At 66.4% G+C, this 17,562-nt stretch carries 18 protein-coding genes; 2 read left to right on the top strand and 16 right to left on the bottom strand.

Translation table 11 applies throughout. From position 1 onward, the window contains the following. Positions 1-44: 44 nt before the first annotated feature. The 10 genes from mepA to VGV07_RS24435 all read right to left on the bottom strand — a co-directional run bounded on the left by mepA (position 45) and on the right by VGV07_RS24435 (position 10,883). The gene (gene mepA, locus VGV07_RS24480) at positions 45-896 is read right to left on the bottom strand and encodes a penicillin-insensitive murein endopeptidase (protein WP_326871344.1); all 852 of its coding nucleotides are present in this window, start codon (positions 894-896) and stop codon (positions 45-47) included. A gap of 113 nt (positions 897-1,009) precedes the next feature. Further along, the gene (locus VGV07_RS24475; protein ID WP_326871343.1) at positions 1,010-2,050 is read right to left on the bottom strand and encodes a Gfo/Idh/MocA family oxidoreductase; all 1,041 of its coding nucleotides are present in this window, start codon (positions 2,048-2,050) and stop codon (positions 1,010-1,012) included. Positions 2,051-2,213: 163 nt separating this feature from the next. Then, complete coding sequence (locus tag VGV07_RS24470; RefSeq protein WP_326871342.1) at positions 2,214-3,416, bottom strand: hypothetical protein; 1,203 nt, start codon at positions 3,414-3,416, stop codon at positions 2,214-2,216. After that, positions 3,413-4,291 (bottom strand): carbohydrate ABC transporter permease, encoded by an 879-nt coding sequence (locus VGV07_RS24465; protein ID WP_326871341.1) that lies wholly within the window; start codon positions 4,289-4,291, stop codon positions 3,413-3,415. The genes VGV07_RS24470 and VGV07_RS24465 overlap by 4 nt, the downstream gene beginning before the upstream one ends. Continuing rightward, positions 4,288-5,178 carry a sugar ABC transporter permease gene (locus tag VGV07_RS24460; protein ID WP_326871340.1) on the bottom strand — a complete coding sequence of 297 codons (891 nt, stop codon included), beginning with the start codon at positions 5,176-5,178 and terminating at the stop codon, positions 4,288-4,290. Before VGV07_RS24460 ends, VGV07_RS24465 begins: the two co-directional genes overlap by 4 nt. 335 nt (positions 5,179-5,513) lie before the next feature. Beyond that, positions 5,514-6,824: an ABC transporter substrate-binding protein gene (locus VGV07_RS24455; RefSeq protein WP_326871339.1), complete on the bottom strand. Its 1,311-nt coding sequence runs from the start codon at positions 6,822-6,824 to the stop codon at positions 5,514-5,516. 103 nt (positions 6,825-6,927) lie between these two features. Continuing rightward, a complete protein-coding gene (locus VGV07_RS24450; protein ID WP_326871338.1) occupies positions 6,928-8,202 on the bottom strand; it encodes a neutral/alkaline non-lysosomal ceramidase N-terminal domain-containing protein in 1,275 nt (424 codons plus the stop codon). After that, complete coding sequence (locus tag VGV07_RS24445) at positions 8,190-9,335, bottom strand: N-acetylglucosamine-6-phosphate deacetylase (RefSeq protein ID WP_326871337.1); 1,146 nt, start codon at positions 9,333-9,335, stop codon at positions 8,190-8,192. The genes VGV07_RS24450 and VGV07_RS24445 overlap by 13 nt, the downstream gene beginning before the upstream one ends. Further along, positions 9,332-10,105 (bottom strand): sugar isomerase domain-containing protein, encoded by a 774-nt coding sequence (locus VGV07_RS24440; protein WP_326871336.1) that lies wholly within the window; start codon positions 10,103-10,105, stop codon positions 9,332-9,334. The genes VGV07_RS24445 and VGV07_RS24440 overlap by 4 nt, the downstream gene beginning before the upstream one ends. Beyond that, positions 10,098-10,883, bottom strand: a complete 786-nt coding sequence (locus tag VGV07_RS24435; RefSeq protein ID WP_326871335.1) for a glucosamine-6-phosphate deaminase — start codon at positions 10,881-10,883, stop codon at positions 10,098-10,100. The genes VGV07_RS24440 and VGV07_RS24435 overlap by 8 nt, the downstream gene beginning before the upstream one ends. Positions 10,884-11,059: 176 nt before the next feature. Here VGV07_RS24435 and VGV07_RS24430 point away from each other — a divergent pair, with 176 nt between their 5' ends. After that, positions 11,060-12,064 (top strand): LacI family DNA-binding transcriptional regulator, encoded by a 1,005-nt coding sequence (locus VGV07_RS24430; RefSeq protein WP_326871334.1) that lies wholly within the window; start codon positions 11,060-11,062, stop codon positions 12,062-12,064. Here VGV07_RS24430 and VGV07_RS24425 read toward each other — a convergent pair whose 3' ends face one another. Next, positions 12,065-12,859: a hypothetical protein gene (locus VGV07_RS24425; RefSeq protein ID WP_326871333.1), complete on the bottom strand. Its 795-nt coding sequence runs from the start codon at positions 12,857-12,859 to the stop codon at positions 12,065-12,067. It lies immediately after the preceding gene. Between the two features lie 56 nt (positions 12,860-12,915). Here VGV07_RS24425 and VGV07_RS24420 point away from each other — a divergent pair, with 56 nt between their 5' ends. Beyond that, positions 12,916-13,764 (top strand): AraC family transcriptional regulator, encoded by an 849-nt coding sequence (locus VGV07_RS24420; RefSeq protein ID WP_326871332.1) that lies wholly within the window; start codon positions 12,916-12,918, stop codon positions 13,762-13,764. Positions 13,765-13,825: 61 nt separating this feature from the next. Here VGV07_RS24420 and VGV07_RS27470 read toward each other — a convergent pair whose 3' ends face one another. From VGV07_RS27470 to VGV07_RS24400, 5 genes are all read right to left on the bottom strand, one after another. Further along, positions 13,826-13,939 carry an SEC-C metal-binding domain-containing protein gene (locus tag VGV07_RS27470; protein WP_414649994.1) on the bottom strand — a complete coding sequence of 38 codons (114 nt, stop codon included), beginning with the start codon at positions 13,937-13,939 and terminating at the stop codon, positions 13,826-13,828. A gap of 171 nt (positions 13,940-14,110) precedes the next feature. After that, complete coding sequence (locus VGV07_RS24415; protein ID WP_326871331.1) at positions 14,111-15,868, bottom strand: SulP family inorganic anion transporter; 1,758 nt, start codon at positions 15,866-15,868, stop codon at positions 14,111-14,113. 6 nt (positions 15,869-15,874) lie between these two features. Next, complete coding sequence (locus VGV07_RS24410) at positions 15,875-16,201, bottom strand: TIGR01244 family sulfur transferase (protein WP_326871330.1); 327 nt, start codon at positions 16,199-16,201, stop codon at positions 15,875-15,877. Between the two features lie 42 nt (positions 16,202-16,243). Continuing rightward, a complete protein-coding gene (locus VGV07_RS24405) occupies positions 16,244-16,600 on the bottom strand; it encodes a TIGR01244 family sulfur transferase (protein ID WP_326871329.1) in 357 nt (118 codons plus the stop codon). A 2-nt stretch (positions 16,601-16,602) separates the two neighbouring features. Beyond that, positions 16,603-17,502: an MBL fold metallo-hydrolase gene (locus tag VGV07_RS24400; protein WP_326871328.1), complete on the bottom strand. Its 900-nt coding sequence runs from the start codon at positions 17,500-17,502 to the stop codon at positions 16,603-16,605. Between the last annotated feature and the right edge of the window lie 60 nt (positions 17,503-17,562).

The raw sequence follows: 17,562 nt of genomic DNA, 5'->3' as shown, positions 1-17,562 counted from the left end.
CGCCGATCCCCCGATCCACAAGTGAGCGCAGCCGGGGCGAGGGTTCAGTCGGCCTTCAGCACCGCCGTGCACGCCTTGGGCAGATCGGCGAGCGTCAGTGGCGGCGCCGGCGGCTTGTCGCTCGGCTTGTACGGCTCGTCGGTGAACCAGTAATCGAGCTCGGCGCCGCAGCCGTCGCCAGCGGGTGCTGGAGCCTGGTTGACGCAGAGCTCGACACCGGCCGGACAGCTGAGACGCACGTGGAAATGGTCGTCATGGCCGTACCAGGGGCGGATCTTGTTGAGAAAGCTACGGTCGCGCCAGGTGACGGCGCAGAGCGATTTCTTGATCCCAGGAGCGACGAAAATGCGGGCCACGCCCGGCAGCTCAGCGGCACGGTAGAGCAGCAGGCGCTCCGCTTCGCCGAACTTCTTGGGGTCGATGTCGCGAGTGCCCTTCTTCAGCACCGACCGGGCAGAGAGCGTCTCGCGTTCGTTGGCGCTGAGCTGGTGATCCGGCATCCGCTCGAACCAGATATCGACATCGAGGCCGATCTGATGCGAGGCGTGGCCGCTGACCATCGGCCCGCCGCGCGCCTGCCCCATATCGCCGACGAGGATGCCCGGCCAGCCATCCTGCGCCGCGGATTTGGCCAGGGCGCCGATATAGTTGACGAGCTCAGCACTGCCCCAGCGCCGGTCGCGCGACAGCCGCATTGCCTGCCAGCCCGGGCCGTCGGTCGGCAGTTGCACCGCCCCGGCAATGCAACCCTTGGCGTAGCTGCCCACTGGCACCTCGGGTCCGGTGGTGGGCGAATGCATGGCGCCGAACAGGTCGCGCGCCGGCTGGGCCAGGGCGACCGAAGCCAATGTCAGCACGGCTAAGGCCGCCAGAGCAAACATGCGAAGCAAGGCCATGATCCCCTAGGTCGAAGCACCCACGACTCAGGATTCTAGACGCAATATCGGGGCTATGTCGTGGCGGAGAAACACATTCGCCCCTCCCCCGATTGGCACGAACTGCATCGCCCTCAGCGCTCGAGCTCAGCCACCCGGACCGGGCGCTGTTCGGCACTCGAGGCAAGGATCGCTTCGATCAGCCGGTGCACCTTGAGCGCCTCCTCGCCGGTGACCAATGGTTCGCGGTCCTCGTCCGGCGCATCGAGAAAATCCTCGAGCACGGCGCGGTGCCGGGTGTGCGCGTAGCCCATCGGGTCGGCTCCGCCACCATGGCCGCCGGCAGCGACGCTGTGATCCTCGATGCGGCCATCGCGCCAATAGAGCATCAGGCTTTCACCCGTCAGCACCGCCGTAGCGTGGTCGAAGACCAGTTCCAGCCGTTCGGGGAAGCCCGGGAAGCTGGCGGTGGTGGCATCGATCGAACCGATCGCGCCATTGGTAAAGCGGAGCGCGGCGCTGACCACGTCCTCGCATTCCATCCGGTGCGTCCGCGATGTGCCGACCATGGCGCTGACCTCGGCGACCGGGCCAGCGAGGCTCAGGAACAGGTCGAGCGCGTGGATGGCCTGGGTCAGCAGCACGCCACCGCCGTCGCGGGCCAGCGTGCCGCGGCCCGGCTCGTCGTAGTAGGATTGGGCCCGCCACCAGCGGATCGAGGCCGAGGCCGTCACCAGTTCGCCGAGTTCTCCCTCGGCGATACGACGCCCCAGCTCTCGGGCATTGGGGCGGGTGCGGTTCTGCAGCACGATGCCGAGCCGGACGCCGGCGCCCCGAGCGACCTCGACGACCTCGCGGGCGCGGGCCGGACTATGCTCGATCGGCTTTTCGAGCAGGATGGCTTTGCCCGCGGCCGCCGCCAACCGCACGATTTCGAGATGCGCCGATGGCGGAGTGAGCACCAGCACGAGATCGACTCGTGGATTGCCGATCAAGGCTTCGAGATCGTCGGTGACCGGAAAGCCGTATGCCGCATGTGCGGCTTCGCGACGTTCGGCCGAGCGGCTGAACACGCCGATCACCTCGGCCCGATCGGCGAGGTCGGAAAGGCTCAGCGCGTGCGGCTTCATGCCCATGCCGGCGCCGATCACGGCGATGCCCCTGCGCTGCTGCATGTGCCCTCCTCGACCTTATGCTTCCCTCACCGGCGTCATCCCCGCGCAGGCGGGGACCCAGTGGGATCTCTCATCTTCAGCAGATGCCGAGGCATCCACTAGGTTCCCGCCTGCACGGGAATGACGTCCGTGGGCGCTTCACCATCAACGAAACGCCCGATGCCTAGCTCCGCCGACCGACCATATCGATAGCGGCCAGCAGGCTCAGCCCGGTGTGGTAGCCGGGGTCGAGATCCGGGGTGGCCGGCACGTAATCGATCGGGCCCTCGTCGGTGAGGCATTGGTAGGCAATGCCGGTGCCGGGGCGCCAAAAATCGCGGAAGAACACTTCGTCGGCCTTCCGCCAGACGCGCAGGCTCTCGGCGCTGTGCGAGCGCTCATGGCAGAGCGCGGCGCTGCGGATGGTTTCGGGCAGCGACCACCAGGGGCAATAGGGCGAGATCGGCGCGCCGCTCGCCGCCGACACCACGAGTCGCACGCCGGGGCCGACAAAACCCTTGTCGAACGAGGAGATCAAAATGGTCTCCAGCACCCGCAGCAGTTCGGGGTCTGCGTCGCGCTCCAGATAATCGAGGGCGAAACCGACGAACTCGATGCCGTGCCCGACATTGCAGCGGTCTTCGCCCGGCACGTTGCGCAGCAGCCCGCTGGCGGGGTCGAAATAGTTGTCGATGACGTGGCCGATGAAACGGTCGGCAAAGCCGGTCAGGTCGCGCCGGCCGATCCGCGTCAGCAGCGCCCCGGCGCTGAGCATGATCATGCGCGGGCCGAAATCGGCGGCTTCGGCGTCGCGCATGGCGCGCGACAGCGGCACTTTCTCGTCGATCTGGAAACGGTCGTCCTCGATCGCCTCTATCACCGTCGCGAGCAGGTCGAGCTGGCGCGGCAGGTCAGCCGGGGCGTATCGCGCGGCGGCGGCCACCAGCCCCTTGGCGGCGAAGGTGTCGGAGAAAGTGTAGATGTCGGCCGGTTGCGTTTGCGGCACGAATGTTTCGCCCTCGAAGCGGATCGGGCGCATGTCGCGATCGTAGCAGAAGTAGACGTGCCCATCGGTCGCCCGCAGCGGGTCGAGCGCCGCGTAGAGCCGATGCCCGGCAATGTCGAGCGCCGTGGTGAGAGCCGGGTTCTCGCGCTCGAACGCCGCCGCGTGAGTGACGATTGCCTCCAGTGCGCGGCCCTGGATCCAGCCATAGACGTGGTCGGGGCTGCGCCAGCCATCGACAGCGCTGTAATCGACGAGGGTCAGCGGGTTCAGCTTGGTGTTGACGAACGCTCCGCGCAGCGGCGGCCGCGCCAGCATCCAGCGCAGCGTTTCGGCATTGGAGGCGAGATAGCGCTCACGAGCGGCGGCGAAGAAATCGCTCATTCCTTGAGCCCGGTACTGGCGACGCCGGCGACGAAGTTGCGCCTCAAGAACACGAACAGCGCCACCGAGGGGACGAGGACGATGGCCGAGGCGGCGCTGAGGCGACCGAGGTCGACGGTGAAGCCGGTCTGGAACAGCGCGAGGCCGACTTCGATGGTGTAGCTGTCCTTGGTGGTAGCGACGATCAGCGGCCAGGCGAACGCCGTCCAGGCCTGGAAGAAGGCGAGGACGAACAGCGCGCCCAGCGCGCCGCGCAGCAACGGCACGACGATGCGGATGAAAATCCAGATCTCGCCGGCGCCGTCGATGCGCGCCGCCTCGAGCAGCTCGTCGGGTATCGAGTGGATGACGTTCTGGCGGATCAGGAAGATGCCGAAGCTCATCACCAGGTAGCCGAGCAGCAAGCCCCAGACCGAGTTGAGAATGCCCAGACCCTGGGCCTGGAAATAGAGCGGGATCATGTAGACCTCGAACGGCACGATGGCTGTCGCCAGGATGATGGCGAACAGCACGCTCATCGCCCGCGACGGGAATTTCGCGAGGATGTAACCGGCAATGGTCGAGGTGATGAGAATCGCCGCCGCCGACATGAGGGCGAAGCTGAAGCTGTTGAAGATCCAGCGCAGCAGCGGCGTATCGGCCAGCACCGCTTCGATATTGGCCAGTGTCGGCTTGGCCGGAATGACGCTCGGCGGCCAGCTCAGCATCTCCTCGGGCGTCTTGAACGCATTGGCGACCAGCAGCACCAGCGGCAGGATCATCAACAGGCCGAACAGGCCGAGAAACAGGTCGATGCCGAAATTGGTGACGCGCGCCTTCAAGGTGCGGTCGCCGACCTCCCGGGCGTGTGCTTCGATTTTGGTCTTCGCGCTCATCGCGGTGCCCTCCGGTCGCGCAGCAGGCTGAACTGGACGAAGGTCAACAGCAGCACGATGGCCAGCAGCACCACCGCCTCGGACGCGGCATAGCCGACACGATAGTTGCGGAAGCTGTTCTCCAGCATATCGAGCACCAGCACCCGCACCTGCCGCCCCGGGGCGCCCTGCGCATCGGAGGCGAGCACATAGACCTGCGCGTAGACATTGAAGGCCGAAACCAGCGTCACCACCGAAACATAGAGGGTGATCGGCTTCAGCATGGGCACCGACAGGTGCCAGAACGATTGCCGGCCGGAGGCGCCATCGAGCTTGGCCGCCTCATAGACCGAAACCGGCAGGCTCTTGAAGCCGACGAGGTAGATCAGCACGGCAAAGCCGAGCGCCTGCCAGGAGCAAAGCACGATGACGCAGATGATCGACAGCACCGGATCGAACAGCCACGACATCGGCTTGACCCCGAACAGCGACAGGAAGGCATTGAGCGGCCCGAGCCGCGCATCGAAGATCCACTTCCACGCCATCGCGGCCGGCACCAGCGACACCACATGCGGGATGAACACCGCGGTTTCGTAGAAGGCGGCGAAACGCGAGCGGGTGCGGTGGAAGATCAGCGCCGCGATCACCAGCGACAGCGGGATGGTGATCAGCAAGACGCCGAAGGCAATGATCGAGGTGTTGAACAGCGCCTCGTGGAACAACCGGTCGCCCAGCAGCTCCTGGAAATTCTTGAGCCCGATGAACGGCTTCTTCTTCGACAGGATGTCCCACTTGTGCAGGCTCAGTCGAAGAATTTCGCTGATCGGATAGACGCGAACGAAGGCGAAGATGGCAATGACAGGCAGGATAGCGAGGAGCGAGAAGAGCAGGCGTCGTCGCTTCAGCATATCATCGTCTCCGTGCTGCCTCCGGGGCAATCGCAATTGAAGAGCCACCGGGCTCTCAGTTGTCCTCCACCGCGTAGCGGGGTCCGGATGAGGGCTATGGCCCTCACCGTGGGGGGACCGCCGAATGCGGTGGAGGCGGGCGGGATGAAGCGCCAATGTGTGTGGCCGCCCCCTCCACCAGCTTCGCTGGTCCCCCCGGGGTGAAGCCTCTGGCTTCATCCCCTCCCCCGTTTCACGGTGGAGGACCACTGAGAGGCCAGCGGCCAATCCCCAGATGCGATTGCGCTGGCGGTGCCTCCGGGACGTGTCCCGGAGGCGAACTCTATCGGGCCAGCTTACTGGCCGAGCAGCCCTTCGCGATCGAGGATGGCGTTAATCTCCTTGTCGGCATTCTCAAGGAAAGCCTTGAGCGCTGCATCGTCGGTAGCCAGTTCCGGCTTGGCGAAGGCCTCGACCAGGAAGGCGGCGGCACGGGTCTGGATCTCATCGATCGGCCCGATGGCCGGAACGGTGAAGAACTCGTAGTTCTCGGGATAGTTGACATAGGCATCGAAGCCGGGCTTGGCGGCGAGGACAGGCGAGAAGTCGAGACCCGAGCGGTTCGGCAGCCAGCCGACATTGTCGAGCAGCCAGAGGAGGTTTTCCGGCTTCTGCGTCGCCATCACAAAGGCCCAGGCGGCGGCTTCCTTATCGGCGCCGGCTTTGACGTAGAGCTGGCCCGGGCTGACGATCGAGCCGCGCGGCAGCGGGGCCGTGGCATATTTCAGGTCCGGGGCCTTGGCGGCGATATCGCCGATCACCCAGGACTCGCGGATGAACATGGCGGTCTGGCCACGCTCGAAGGCGTCGGCGTCGGCGGGCGACTCGACGGTCACGGTCTTGGTGGTGAACAGGTTGTGCAGGTATTGCTTCATGGTGGCGATGCCGGCTTCGGAGGCGAAGTTCGACTTCCACAGGCCCTCGCCGGCCGGCGCGATCAGCTCGCCGCCATGCTGCCACATGTTGATGGCGAACTTTTCGGCAATGCCCGAACCGCCGCCCGAAAGCCGCAAGCTCCAGCCGGTGACGGTCGGCGCGCCGCTGGCGTCGCGCTGCGTCAGCTTTTCGGCGTAGGTATCGAAATCGGCCATGGTCTTGGGCGGTTCGGTGAGGCCGGCCGCGGCGAACATGTCGGTATTGTAGTAGAGCGCGCTCTGGCCGCGGAACAGCGGCATGCCGTAGACGGTGCCGTCATAGCTGGCCGAGTTGACGAAGAACTCGCCGAAATTGGCCGGGTCCTTGACGAAGGCCGTTACCTCTTCCGGCGGGGTATTGAGCAGGCCGCCTTCGAGATAGCGTGCCGCAATCGTGGTCGCCAGTTCGATGACTTCGGCGGCTTCACCCGAGGTGACGCCGAGCGCCACGCGCTTTTCGTGCTCGCGCAAGGCGATGGCTTCGACCGTGACCTTGAGGTCCGGGTATTCCGCCGCCATCCCTTCGGCGACATGCTGATAGAACGGCGCCAGTTCCGGATAGCCGCTCCAGACCCGGATCTCCTGAGCGGAGACGGCGGTGGCGGCCAGCCCGAGACCCATGGCGGACGCCAGCAGCAGCTGTCGTCCGAGTGTCGAGGCAGAAAGCTGAGGCCGAGAAAGCAATTTCATCATCGTTGTCATCCCTGTTTAACGAACGATCCAGCACATAGTGAAGTCTTGACTGCAACCGGTTGCGTGTCAAGCGGCGCAAACCGCGCGACAGCGTCGAAACCCCTCATTTTCTAGGCGTTGCAGCCTGTTTGTGTAGTCCGAGCAAGGTCTTGGCCGCGAGGGCCAGGCGCTCGGCAGAACCGGCGGCGAATGCCCCGGGCATACCGATGAAGCGATGCGCTTCATCGACCTCGTAGCCGCCGAAGCCAAACTCGCTGGCAGGCGGAATGTAACCCGGCGTGCCGTCGGCATAGGACAGCACCAGAGCCGGCCGGCCGGCGCAGGCCGCGCGGACGGCCAGGCCGGTTTCGGCAAAAATCTCTCCCGGCAGCGCCACGATCGGCAGGCCGCCCCAATCGAGGACACTGACGCGACCACGCCAGCTCCCCGCAGGCTGGCCGGCATAGCGGCGGGCCCAGTTGGCCCAGTGCTGCAGCACCGTGGCGCGCATCGGCTCGGCCGTGCGGGCCTCGTCGTCCCAGGCAGCGGCCAGCGCCGGCAGGTCGCGTTCGCGCTGCTCGAGGCTCAGCTCGACCCATTGTTCGGCGGCGACCGCGGTAGCTTCGAGCGGTGCCTCCGGCGCGGCGAGCGCTGCCTCGGCGATCCGGGTGCCGAGCCGCTCGGCATTTTCGAAGGTACGGGTGGCGCTGGCGTTGAGCGTCACCGACGCCTGGGCGGTGTGCCCGATATTGACGTCGCCACAACAGCCATTGAGGAAAATGGCCACGGCGCCGGGATGCGCGGCCTCGATCGTGGTGCGCACGAAATGCGGGAAATCCGCGGTCATCAGCCGGTTGTCGGCCCCCAGCACGGTGGGGTGGCAGGCATAGGAGACGATCACCGCCAGCAGCCTTCCGTCGGCGTCGCGAATGCGCAGCACCGGCAGCGCGCGATCGAGCGGGCCATCCGCGTGCCGCCGATTGCGGGCCACGTCGGGGTCGGTGCCAAGACCGATGCTCAGCTCGGCCGGGACGGTATTTGCTGCCGCTTCGGTCAGCGCCGTAACGCAGCCGTCCTCGAGCGCCTGCAGAAACGCGGGGTCAGCCTCGGCGCTCAGGCGGTCCGGCATCGACACCGGCGCGCCATGCGTGTGGGTGGCGGCGACGATGACATTGGCGGCAGGCAGCGGGCAACGTTCGCGGATGCGGGCGCTCATCGCCTCGTGAATGCCGATGACGTCGGCGACGACGATCGCCGTGTCGCCGATCACCACGGCCCGCGCCGTCAAAGGGTCATGCACCCCGGTCGCCGGCTCGGTGCGCGCCGCAAACCCGGCCAGCAGCAGGCCGGGCGGCGGCGTGATGTCGACGACGGCGATCCCGGCCCTCAACGCGCCCATACCCGCTCCCCGGCCAGATAGGTTGCGGCAATGGCGAGGCGTTCGGCGCCCGGCGACCACTCGAACTGGATGAGATCGGCCGCAGCGCCCGCCTCGAGCCGCCCACGCCCCCCGGCGAAGCGGCCGGGGTTGCGCGTCGCGAGGCCCAGCACCTCGGAAAGACTCAGTCCGGTCGCACCGATCGTGCGGGCGACGTCGTCGGCCAGCGGCAGTGCGGCGCCGGCAAGGTATGGCGTGCCGGGCGGGCCCAGCCGGCCATTCGCCTGCAGCTCGACGCGGCCGCCGATGGTCTGATGATAGATGCCGGGCTTCAACCCGCCGGGCGACACCACGTCGGAGACCAGCAGAGCCTGGTCGAGCCCCTTGGCGCGCAGCATCGCTTTCAACGTATCGGCCGGCAGGTGGTGGCTGTCGCCGATCAGCGTGGCGGTCAGCCGGTCATCGGCAAGTTGCGCCCAGATGACGTTGGGGTGGCGCGGCAGCATGGCCGAGGCGCCATTGCCCAGATGGGTGGAGAGCCTGGCGCCAGCCGCTGCGGCAGCATGGATCTGTTCGGGCGTCGCATCGGTATGGCCGATCGCGACGTGGACCCCCTGCCCGGTGGCGTGGCGCACCAGCGCGATGGCCGCATCGGAATGGGGCGACAGGGTCAAGAGGCCGACCAGACCGCCGCTTGCGGCCTGCCAGCGCTCGAACTCGGCGATGTCGGCGTCGCGGACATGTGCGGCAGGATGGGCGCCGCGCGGCCCATCGTGGATTGAAATGAACGGCCCCTCGACATGCACGAACGGCACGGCGCGGGCGACCAGCGGGTAGCGGGTGCGCGCCTCGCGGATGGCGACCAGACCGGCGGTGATGTTCGCTTCGCTCGCGGTCACCAGGGTCGGCAGGTACGTCGTGGTGCCGTGCGCCAGCATCAGCTCGGTCAGCGCCAGCACCCGCTCGGGGGTTACCGTGCCGTCGTTGAGGTCGTACTGCGCATAGCCGTTGACCTGCAGGTCAACCAGCCCGGGCCCCAGGTAGAGCGGCCCGTCATAGTCGGCCGCCGCAATGGCGGTGATACGGCCGCCTTCGAAGGCGACGGCGACGCCCTTGCCGGTTTCAGGATCGCGTCCGACCAGGCGTTCGCTCACAGCCAGCGCACCCGCTCGGCGAAGCGCGCGATGAACTTCGCATTGGCCTCGTCGCCACCCGGCGCATTGCCGCTGCGCCAGACCGGCGGCTCGATGCCGCGTTCGACCAGCTTGGCGACGGTGCGGATCACCAGGTTGTTGAGCGCGAAGGCGTTGGCGAAGGTGGAGATGGCGCCGATCTTTTCGCCCATGCCCGGCACCTTAACGATGGCGTCGCCGATCGGCACCTTGCAGTCGATGGCGATATCCACCAGCTCGTGCAGGTTGTGCTTGGTCGGATGGCGCGCCGGGTGGGTCGGAGCGGAGTTGTTGGCGTGCTCGTGCGAGTTGACGCCGATGAGGAACACGCCGCGGCGCTTGGCCTCCAGTGCCGCATCGATCAGCGCGGCGTTGATGCCGTAGGCATTGACGAGGATCAACAGGTCGCCGTCGCCAAGCCGCTGATCGGCGATCACGATCTTGCCGTAACCGGGGGTGCGCTCGATCGCCATGGAGCGCAGCGAGCCACCAGAGAGCAGCGTGCCCTCGTCGAGGATGGCGCTGACATGCATCAGGCCGCCGGCGCGGAAGAAGATTTCCTGCGAGGCGAGGTTGGAGTGGCCGCCCGGCCCGTAGGCGTAGACCAGCCGGTCGGCAGCAATCTGCTCGGCCACCCGTTCGGCGGCACGTTCGGTCGCGTCGCGCTCCTCGACGAGGATGCGCCGCATCAAGGCGGTGACGTCGTCATAGTAGCCGCGGCAGAGCGCGTCGGCGTCGATCACTTCAGGCATGAGGATCTGACTCCGCATCGAGGTAGAGCGTGCAGTCGGGGTGGGTGCGGAGGATCGAAGCCGGGCAGTCCGTGCTCAGCGGCCCCTCGAGCGTCGCGCGCACCGCGTTGCGCTTGCGCTCCCCCGGCACCATGCAGAACAGCCGATCGGCCCGCAGCAGCCGCGGCACGGTCAGCGTGATGGCACGCAGCGGCACGTCGGCGAGCGTTGCAAAGCAATCGTCATCAACCTGCTGCTGCCGGCAGACCTCATCGAGCTCCACGACTTTGACATCAAGTGGATCGTTGAAGTCGGCAACCGGCGGGTCGTTGAAGGCGATATGGCCGTTCACCCCGATGCCGAGCTGCACGATGTCGATCGGCGCCTCGGCCAGCAGCGCCGCGTAATCGCGCGCCGTCGCCTCGGGGTCGGAGCCGGGCAGGATCGGGTGCACGGCGGCGAACGGCAGACGGTCGAAGATATAGCGCGACAGCCAGCTGCCGAAGCGCTCCGGCGCGTCGGGGGCGAGCCCGATATATTCATCCATGTGGAAGGCGGTGACGCGGTGCCAGTCGATGCCGGGCTCGGCTGCCAGCGCATCGATCACGTCGCTCTGGCTCGGGGCCGAAGCGAAAACCATGCGCACCGCCGCCTGGCGGGCGAGCCGCGCGCGCAGCTCCGCAGCGATCTCGCCGGCGGCGACGCGGCCCAGCTCCTCGCGGGTGACGAAGCTCCGGACCTTGAGCTGATCGACTTGCCGGTCACGCGTTCCGGCCTCAGGCACGACACTCGAACTCATCGGCTAAAGCACTCCCCGCGACGCATCGTTCTCGAACCACGATTTCGTTTGACTATCGAATGCAACCGGTTGCACGTCAATCCCCTGTCGAACACTCGGCATTGGATGGAACGGGATATTGCCAAGCCACGCTGAACTGTGGGAGCGATCGTTCCAGGCTGCGCAAGGGCAATGGCATGACCACAGGCAAGGGCCGCAAGGACCTGCCCACCATGATGGATGTGGCAAGGACGGCGGGGGTCTCGAAGTCGACGGTGTCGCGGGCCTTCACGCAGCCGGGCATGCTCGGCGCGGAAACCGTCGCGCGCATCCTCGAGATCGCCAGCAGCATCGGCTATGTTCCCAACCACACCGCCCGGGCGCTGAGCACCGGGCGCTACGGCAACGTGGCGCTGGTGGTGCCCGATGTCGCCAACCCGTTCTTTCCGCCGCTGATCCGCGCCGCGCAGATGGAAGCCGACCGCTCGGATTTCTGCGTGTTCCTCGGCAATTCGGACGAGAGCTGGCGGCAGGAAGACAAGCTGGTCGACCGCTTCCTCAGCCAGGTCGAGGGGCTGGTGCTGTGCGCCTCGCGCCTCACCGACGAACGGATACGCGCCCATGCGCTGAAGCGACCGCTGGTGCTGGTCAACCGCGACGTCGAGGGCATTCCGCGCGTGCTGATCGACAGCGCCATCGGCGTGCGCGAGGCGATCGCCCATCTGGCGGAACTGGGTCATAAACACATCGTCTATATCAGCGGCCCGGCCAGTTCGTGGTCGAACCAGCAGCGGCGCGCCGCGGTGCGGCTGGGGGCCAGGCAGCACCGGCTCGAGGTCAGCATCGTCGCGGCGCGGGTGCCGAGCTACGAGAGCGGCCGCGCCGTGGTGCCGGATATTCTCGCCACCGGCGCCACCGCTGCCATCGCCTTCGACGACCTGACGGCGCAGGGGATCATGACCGGCCTCGCCGATCGCGGCGTCAGCGTGCCCGCGGATTTCTCCATCGTCGGCTGCGATGACGTGCTGGGGGCTGCGACCTACCCCTCGCTGACCACGGTTTCCAACCGCTCGGACGAAACCGGCCGGGCGGCGATGTCGCTGCTGCTCGACATGCTGGGCTCACGCGCCGTGGGCGACGCCCGGGTGACGCTCGACACTTATCTGGTGGTTCGCAACACCACGGCGCCGCCGCGACGCTGATCAGCGGTATGCGCGTTCGAGCTTGGCCGGAGCGATGGTCGGGTTCTCCGCCCGGAACAGCTCCAGCTCGGCCTCGTTCGGCGACAACTCGCCATGGCGCCGCAACCCGCCATGCGAGATGTTGATGCTCATCGCCGGCTCGTCGCCGGCCTCGACCCAATGCGGCGTCAGCAGCACGTTCCACAGCTTGTCGCCCGGCCGCATGTCGTAGCAGAGGCTATCTTCCTCGCGCACGTCGGCAGGCTTTGCCAACTCACCTGGTTTGTAATTGACGCGCGTCGCCTGGTCGGCCCAGCGGTCGGGATCGACCAGGCCGCAGAAGCGTTTGGTGCCGTAGATCTGCCAGGCCAGCACGTGTGAAAAATCCATGTGATAGTTGGTGGCGCTGCCGCGCCCGCTGATGAAGACGATCGGGTAGCAGCGCTCCCAGGTGTAGCCGGCATCGGTCAGCATCTGCTCCCACGGTCGCAACACCTTGTCCCCGAAACCGTCCAGAAAGCGGCCCGGCGCGTCGAACCGCGCCAGGTCGAAATGCGCCAACGCGAAGGGCTGCTCCATGACCTGGTCGATTGGCGTGCTGCGAAAGGCATCGACCGACTTCAGCGCCAGATCCAGTTTCGCCGATTTCAGGCCGGCCTTGTAGGAGACCGCATCATCGTTCCGCATCTCGTCGATCACCCGATCAACCGGCGGGAACCGATAGTCGAAGTCCGCCAGTCCTGGCGCCATCCGGAAATTGCGGGGCCCTGCCCAGCGCTGGCCAAACTCGTCCCAGTTCCGTGTCGTCGAATGCATCGCTACTCCGGTGTCTGTGTGAGGCCACATCCTCGGCGGCCTCTGCCACAAAGCCCATGGACGCCGGACGCACGGATTTGTACTTTCCGCGCATCATGGTTCTCGAAGACGCCGCCTGGACCTTTCGATTGCTGTCGGTGCCCCGCAGCACTCATGCCGCCAAGGAGCGTTTCACCGATGCACCGCAATGGAGCAGCGACCTCCACCTGATTCATACCGTGGAGGGTTGCGGCATCCTGCATGTCGGAGGCGAACGATATGAAAGCACGCCTGACAATGTGCTGGTGGTGCCGCCATACCGGCGTTGCCGCTGGGAGAAGCGAGGGCCGGGCACATGGACGATGCTCAACCTGCACGCCCGCCTCGACGAGGCGGACGGGACGGCGCTGCACGAACAATCGCTGCTGCCGATCAGTTTCACCCCGATCGGACTGGCCGCAATTCATTCGCGGTTGGCGCTGATCCAGCAGCAATGGAGCGGCAGCGTCGTGCAGCGCGGCATCGCCGCCAGCAGCGCCCTGGCGATCATCACGTCCTACCTTGCCGCATTCGGTCGCGCGCCGACAGGGGTCACACCCCGCGACCCGCAGATGCGGCAGCTGCGTGAGCGCATCAGATCGCAAGCCGGCGACAAGTTCGATGCGACGACGCTGGCGCGCGAGGTGGCGCTCAGCGTCAGTCAATGCAACCGCCGTTTCCGCGCCACCTACAAGCTCTCGCCCAAGGCCTATTGGCAGCAGTGCCGCTTTGCGCGGGCCCAGACAATGCTGCTGAGCAGCTCGGACAGCATCAAGCAGGTCGCCGAGGCCCTTGGCTTTTCCGACATCTACTACTTCTCACGCTGGTTCAGTCAGCACTGCCAGATGCCTCCGACGACATTCCGACGTCAGCATCGCGAGATGTAGCTGTGATGGGCGCACAGGCGGGCTGGCCGGTTCCCTAGGTCGTCCGCTCAGCCGAGCAAGCCTAAGCCAGGTGGCAGTGCTTGGAATTTTTGCCGCTGCCGCATGGGCACGGATCATTGCGTCCGACGCCGCACCAGGGATTCCGTTGCCGCGGCCAGCAGCGCCGAAATTGCAATCACCAGGCCAAAGACGAACAGACAGGGTCGTGGATCGAACAGGCTAGCCAGCTAGCCGGTAACCACCGCCAGCGCACCCCCGCATGGCGTCAGGGTCTGCCTGCTACCCAGGTAGGACATGTGCCTCTTTGTGCCGAACTGGGAAGCGAACCGCAGTCTGCCGTGACGGCTCAGCCAGCGGCGACCAGACTGGGCGCAGTCGGCTTCTTCGACGCGCCGGACGCCTCTCGCACGATGGCCGCAACCGCCTGATGCTGGCTCAGGTGCACCCGCCCCTGCAGATGCGCAAGGAACGCCGTTCCCTGCAGCCGGTCCATCACCGGGCCCTTTACCTCCGACAAGTGCAATCGCACGCCCATGTCGGCGAGCTGCTGCTGGATGGCCTCGAGGCTTTCGAGCGCCGACATGTCGATCGCATTGACCGCCGAGCACATCAGGACGACGTCCCTGACCGCGGGATCGGCGGCGACGCGGTTGTAGACCAGATCCTCGAGGTAGCGGGCATTGGCGAAATAGAGGCTCTCGTCGATCCTGAGGGAGAGCAGCCCGGGCACGGTATCGACCTTGTGCCGCAGCACGTTGCGATAGTGCTCGGTGCCGGGGACCTGCCCGACAACGGCGGCATGGGGCCGCGACGAGCGGTAGAGGAACACCAGGATGGATGTGCCCACACCGAGCGAAATGCCGATTTCGACGCCGAGCAGGAGCGTTCCGGCGATGGTGATCAGCACCGCGAGGAAATCGGCCCTGGAGTAGCTCCAGGCGCGCCTGAGGATCGAAAAATCGACGAGGCTCAGCACGGCGATGACGATCGTGGCGGCAAGCGTGGCCTTTGGCAGGATGGCGAGAAACGGAGTCAGCAGCAGCGTGGCGAGCGCGATACCCACCGCGGTGAAGGCGCCGGCCGCCGGGGTCGCCGCGCCGGCATCGAAATTGACCACCGAGCGGGCAAAGCCCCCGGTCACCGGATAGCCGCCGCCGATGGCGGCTGCGATGTTGGAGGCGCCCAGGCCGATGAGTTCCTGGTTCGGCGCGATCCGCTCCCGCCGCTTGGCCGCGAGCGTCTGGGCCACCGAGATCGATTCGACGAAGCCGACGACCGAGATGATCAGCGCCGGCACCAGCAGCGCCTGCACCGTTTCGAAGTCGAAGCGCGGCAGTGACAGCATCGGCAATCCCTGCGGCACGGCGCCGACCAGTGCGACGCCCTTGGCGCCCAGTTCGAACAGGGCCGAAGCGCCCATGGTGAGGAACACCACGAACACCGGACCCGCCCGCACCACCACCTTGGCGGCGCCCTCGGGCAGCTTGAGCCGCCTGAGCCAGTGCTTGAGGCTGGTCCGGATCCACACCAGCAGGCCCAGCGCGAAGAGGCCGACGGCAAGGGTGTAGAAATTGATGTCGCCCAGGCCCACGGCGAGCGACCGGATGATCTCCGGCAGGGTCTGGCCCTTGGCGGAAATTCCAAGCAGGCCGCCCAGTTGGCCGGTGGCGATGATGATGCCGGATGCGGTGATGAATCCGGAGATCACCGGGTGGGACAGGAAGTTGGCGACGAAGCCCAGACGCAGCACGCCCATGACGGCCAGCATCAAGCCCGACAGCAGGGCGAGCAGCACTGCGGCGCTCGCGTAGTCGACCGTCCCCTCGGCTGCGAGCCGCCCCACTGCCGTCGCCGTCATCAGCGAAACGACGGCAACCGGGCCGACGGCGAGCGAAGTGGAGGTGCCGAAGATGGCGTAGGCCACCAGCGGCAGCACCGAGGCGTAAAGACCTACCTCCGGCGGCAGCCCGGCCAGCAGCGCGTAGGCCAGCGATTGCGGGATGAGCATGATGGTCACGATCATCGCCGCGACCAGGTCGCTGGCGAGCGTCTGCCGGTTGTAGCGGCGCCCCCAATCGAGGATGGGCAGGTAGGCCTTCAGCATCCTGGTCTAGTTCTGCAGCGTTGCGTAGAGGTTGCCGGCGCGGGCGCCGGAGCGGCAATAGCCGAGGACGGGACGCGGCAGCTGCTCCATCGCCTGGCGGAAGCGGGTGATCTGCTCGGAGCCCAACACGCCCGAGACGGGAACGTGGACGATCTGCAGCCCGTGCTTTTCCGCCTCGCGCGCCACTGCGTTGAAGCTGGGCTGGCCGCCCTCTTCACGATCGGGACGGGCGCATACGATGGCCCGGAAACCGGCCGCAGAAATCTCCGGGATCTGCTCGGGGGTGATCTGTCCGGTCACGGAGAACTGGTCATCGATCTTGCTGGCACGCACTGTGTCTTCTCCCGATCTTGCGTTGACGAACGGCCACATGGCTCAGGACCGCATGGCAGCGCCGTAGAGCGAGCCGGCCCGGGCGCCGGAGCGGCAGTAGCCGTACATCGGCTTGGGGAGGTTCTTGAGGGCCGCCTTCATGGCCTTGACGGAACCATCCGAGATGCCGCCCGAAATGGGGATGTGCACCGACTTGATGCCGAGCTTTTCCGCCTCGGCCGAAATCTGCCGGAAGCTTGGCTGGCCCGGCTCTTCGTTGTCGGGGCGGGCGCAAACGATGGACTTGAAGCCGGCTGCGGCAAGCGCCTCGATCTGGTCCGGCTGAATCTGTCCGGCGACGGCGAAGTTGGGGTCGATGGTGCGGTAGTTCATCTGATTGGCTTTCTTGAAGGGCCACATGGTCACAATCCGTTGACGGGGATTTTGAGGAAGGTCTTGCCGGCTTCGTCCTCGGGCGGAAGCTGCCCGGCCCGCATGTTGACCTGCAGGGAGGGTATGATCAGCTTGGGCATGGTGAGCGTGGCGTCGCGCGCCTCGCGCATCTTCACGAACGTGTCTTCGTCGGTGCCCTTGCCGACATGGATATTGTGGTCGATCTCGTCGCCGACGGTGGTTTCCCACTCGATCTCGCGGCCGTTCGGACCGTAGTCGTGGCACATGAACAGCCTCGTCTGACGCGGCAGTTCGAGCACCCGCCTGATCGAGCGATAGAGCGTGCGCGCGTCGCCGCCCGGGAAGTCGGCGCGGGCCGACCCACCATCCGGCATGAACAGCGTGTCGCCCACAAAGGCCGCGTCACCGACGACATGCGTCATGCAGGCCGGGGTGTGGCCGGGGGTGTGCATGGCATGGGCCGTCATGGTGCCGATCTGGTAGCTGGCGCCGTCGCTGAACAGCCGGTCGAACTGGCTGCCGTCACGCTGGAACTCGGTGCCCTCGTTGAACACCTTGCCGAAGGTGTCCTGGACGATGGTGATGTTCTCGCCGATCCCCAGCTTGCCGCCGAGCTTGGACTGGATATAGGGCGCCGCCGACAGGTGGTCGGCGTGCACATGCGTCTCGATCAGCCACTCGAGCTTCAGGCCGCGCTTGCGGATGTGATCGATGATGGCATCGGCATGTTCGTAGCTGATGTGCCCGGAGGCGTAGTCGAAATCCATCACGGAATCGAACACGGCGCAGGCCGGCGAGGCCGGGTCCTTGACCACATAGCTGATGGTGTTGGTGGCCGGGTCGAAGAAGGCGGCGACGTCTGGCTTGACGGAAAGGTCGGGGGTGAACGGGATCGGCGAACTCGTCATGGTATGTCTCCATCGGCAGTGGTCTGGACACCCCTCAACGGAAGGCGGCGTCCAGTCTCT

This window comes from Devosia sp. (assembly GCF_035944845.1).
Lineage (GTDB): Bacteria > Pseudomonadota > Alphaproteobacteria > Rhizobiales > Devosiaceae > Devosia_A.
This window is presented reverse-complemented; position numbering and strand designations above follow the sequence as displayed.

What these genes read in the sequence shown, in the direction of transcription:
- VGV07_RS24425 (WP_326871333.1), bottom strand. Translation starts at nt 12,859, where the DNA reads ATGCATTCGACGACACGGAACTGGGACGAGTTTGGCCAGCGCTGGGCA.
- VGV07_RS24440 (WP_326871336.1), bottom strand. Translation starts at nt 10,105, where the DNA reads ATGCCTGAAGTGATCGACGCCGACGCGCTCTGCCGCGGCTACTATGAC.
- VGV07_RS24415 (WP_326871331.1), bottom strand. Translation starts at nt 15,868, where the DNA reads ATGCTGAAGGCCTACCTGCCCATCCTCGATTGGGGGCGCCGCTACAAC.
- VGV07_RS24455 (WP_326871339.1), bottom strand. Translation starts at nt 6,824, where the DNA reads ATGATGAAATTGCTTTCTCGGCCTCAGCTTTCTGCCTCGACACTCGGA.
- VGV07_RS24450 (WP_326871338.1), bottom strand. Translation starts at nt 8,202, where the DNA reads ATGGGCGCGTTGAGGGCCGGGATCGCCGTCGTCGACATCACGCCGCCG.
- VGV07_RS24475 (WP_326871343.1), bottom strand. Translation starts at nt 2,050, where the DNA reads ATGCAGCAGCGCAGGGGCATCGCCGTGATCGGCGCCGGCATGGGCATG.
- VGV07_RS24465 (WP_326871341.1), bottom strand. Translation starts at nt 4,291, where the DNA reads ATGAGCGCGAAGACCAAAATCGAAGCACACGCCCGGGAGGTCGGCGAC.
- mepA (WP_326871344.1), bottom strand. Translation starts at nt 896, where the DNA reads ATGGCCTTGCTTCGCATGTTTGCTCTGGCGGCCTTAGCCGTGCTGACA.
- VGV07_RS24430 (WP_326871334.1), top strand. Translation starts at nt 11,060, where the DNA reads ATGACCACAGGCAAGGGCCGCAAGGACCTGCCCACCATGATGGATGTG.
- VGV07_RS24420 (WP_326871332.1), top strand. Translation starts at nt 12,916, where the DNA reads ATGGACGCCGGACGCACGGATTTGTACTTTCCGCGCATCATGGTTCTC.
- VGV07_RS24405 (WP_326871329.1), bottom strand. Translation starts at nt 16,600, where the DNA reads ATGTGGCCCTTCAAGAAAGCCAATCAGATGAACTACCGCACCATCGAC.
- VGV07_RS24400 (WP_326871328.1), bottom strand. Translation starts at nt 17,502, where the DNA reads ATGACGAGTTCGCCGATCCCGTTCACCCCCGACCTTTCCGTCAAGCCA.
- VGV07_RS24435 (WP_326871335.1), bottom strand. Translation starts at nt 10,883, where the DNA reads ATGAGTTCGAGTGTCGTGCCTGAGGCCGGAACGCGTGACCGGCAAGTC.
- VGV07_RS24460 (WP_326871340.1), bottom strand. Translation starts at nt 5,178, where the DNA reads ATGCTGAAGCGACGACGCCTGCTCTTCTCGCTCCTCGCTATCCTGCCT.
- VGV07_RS24470 (WP_326871342.1), bottom strand. Translation starts at nt 3,416, where the DNA reads ATGAGCGATTTCTTCGCCGCCGCTCGTGAGCGCTATCTCGCCTCCAAT.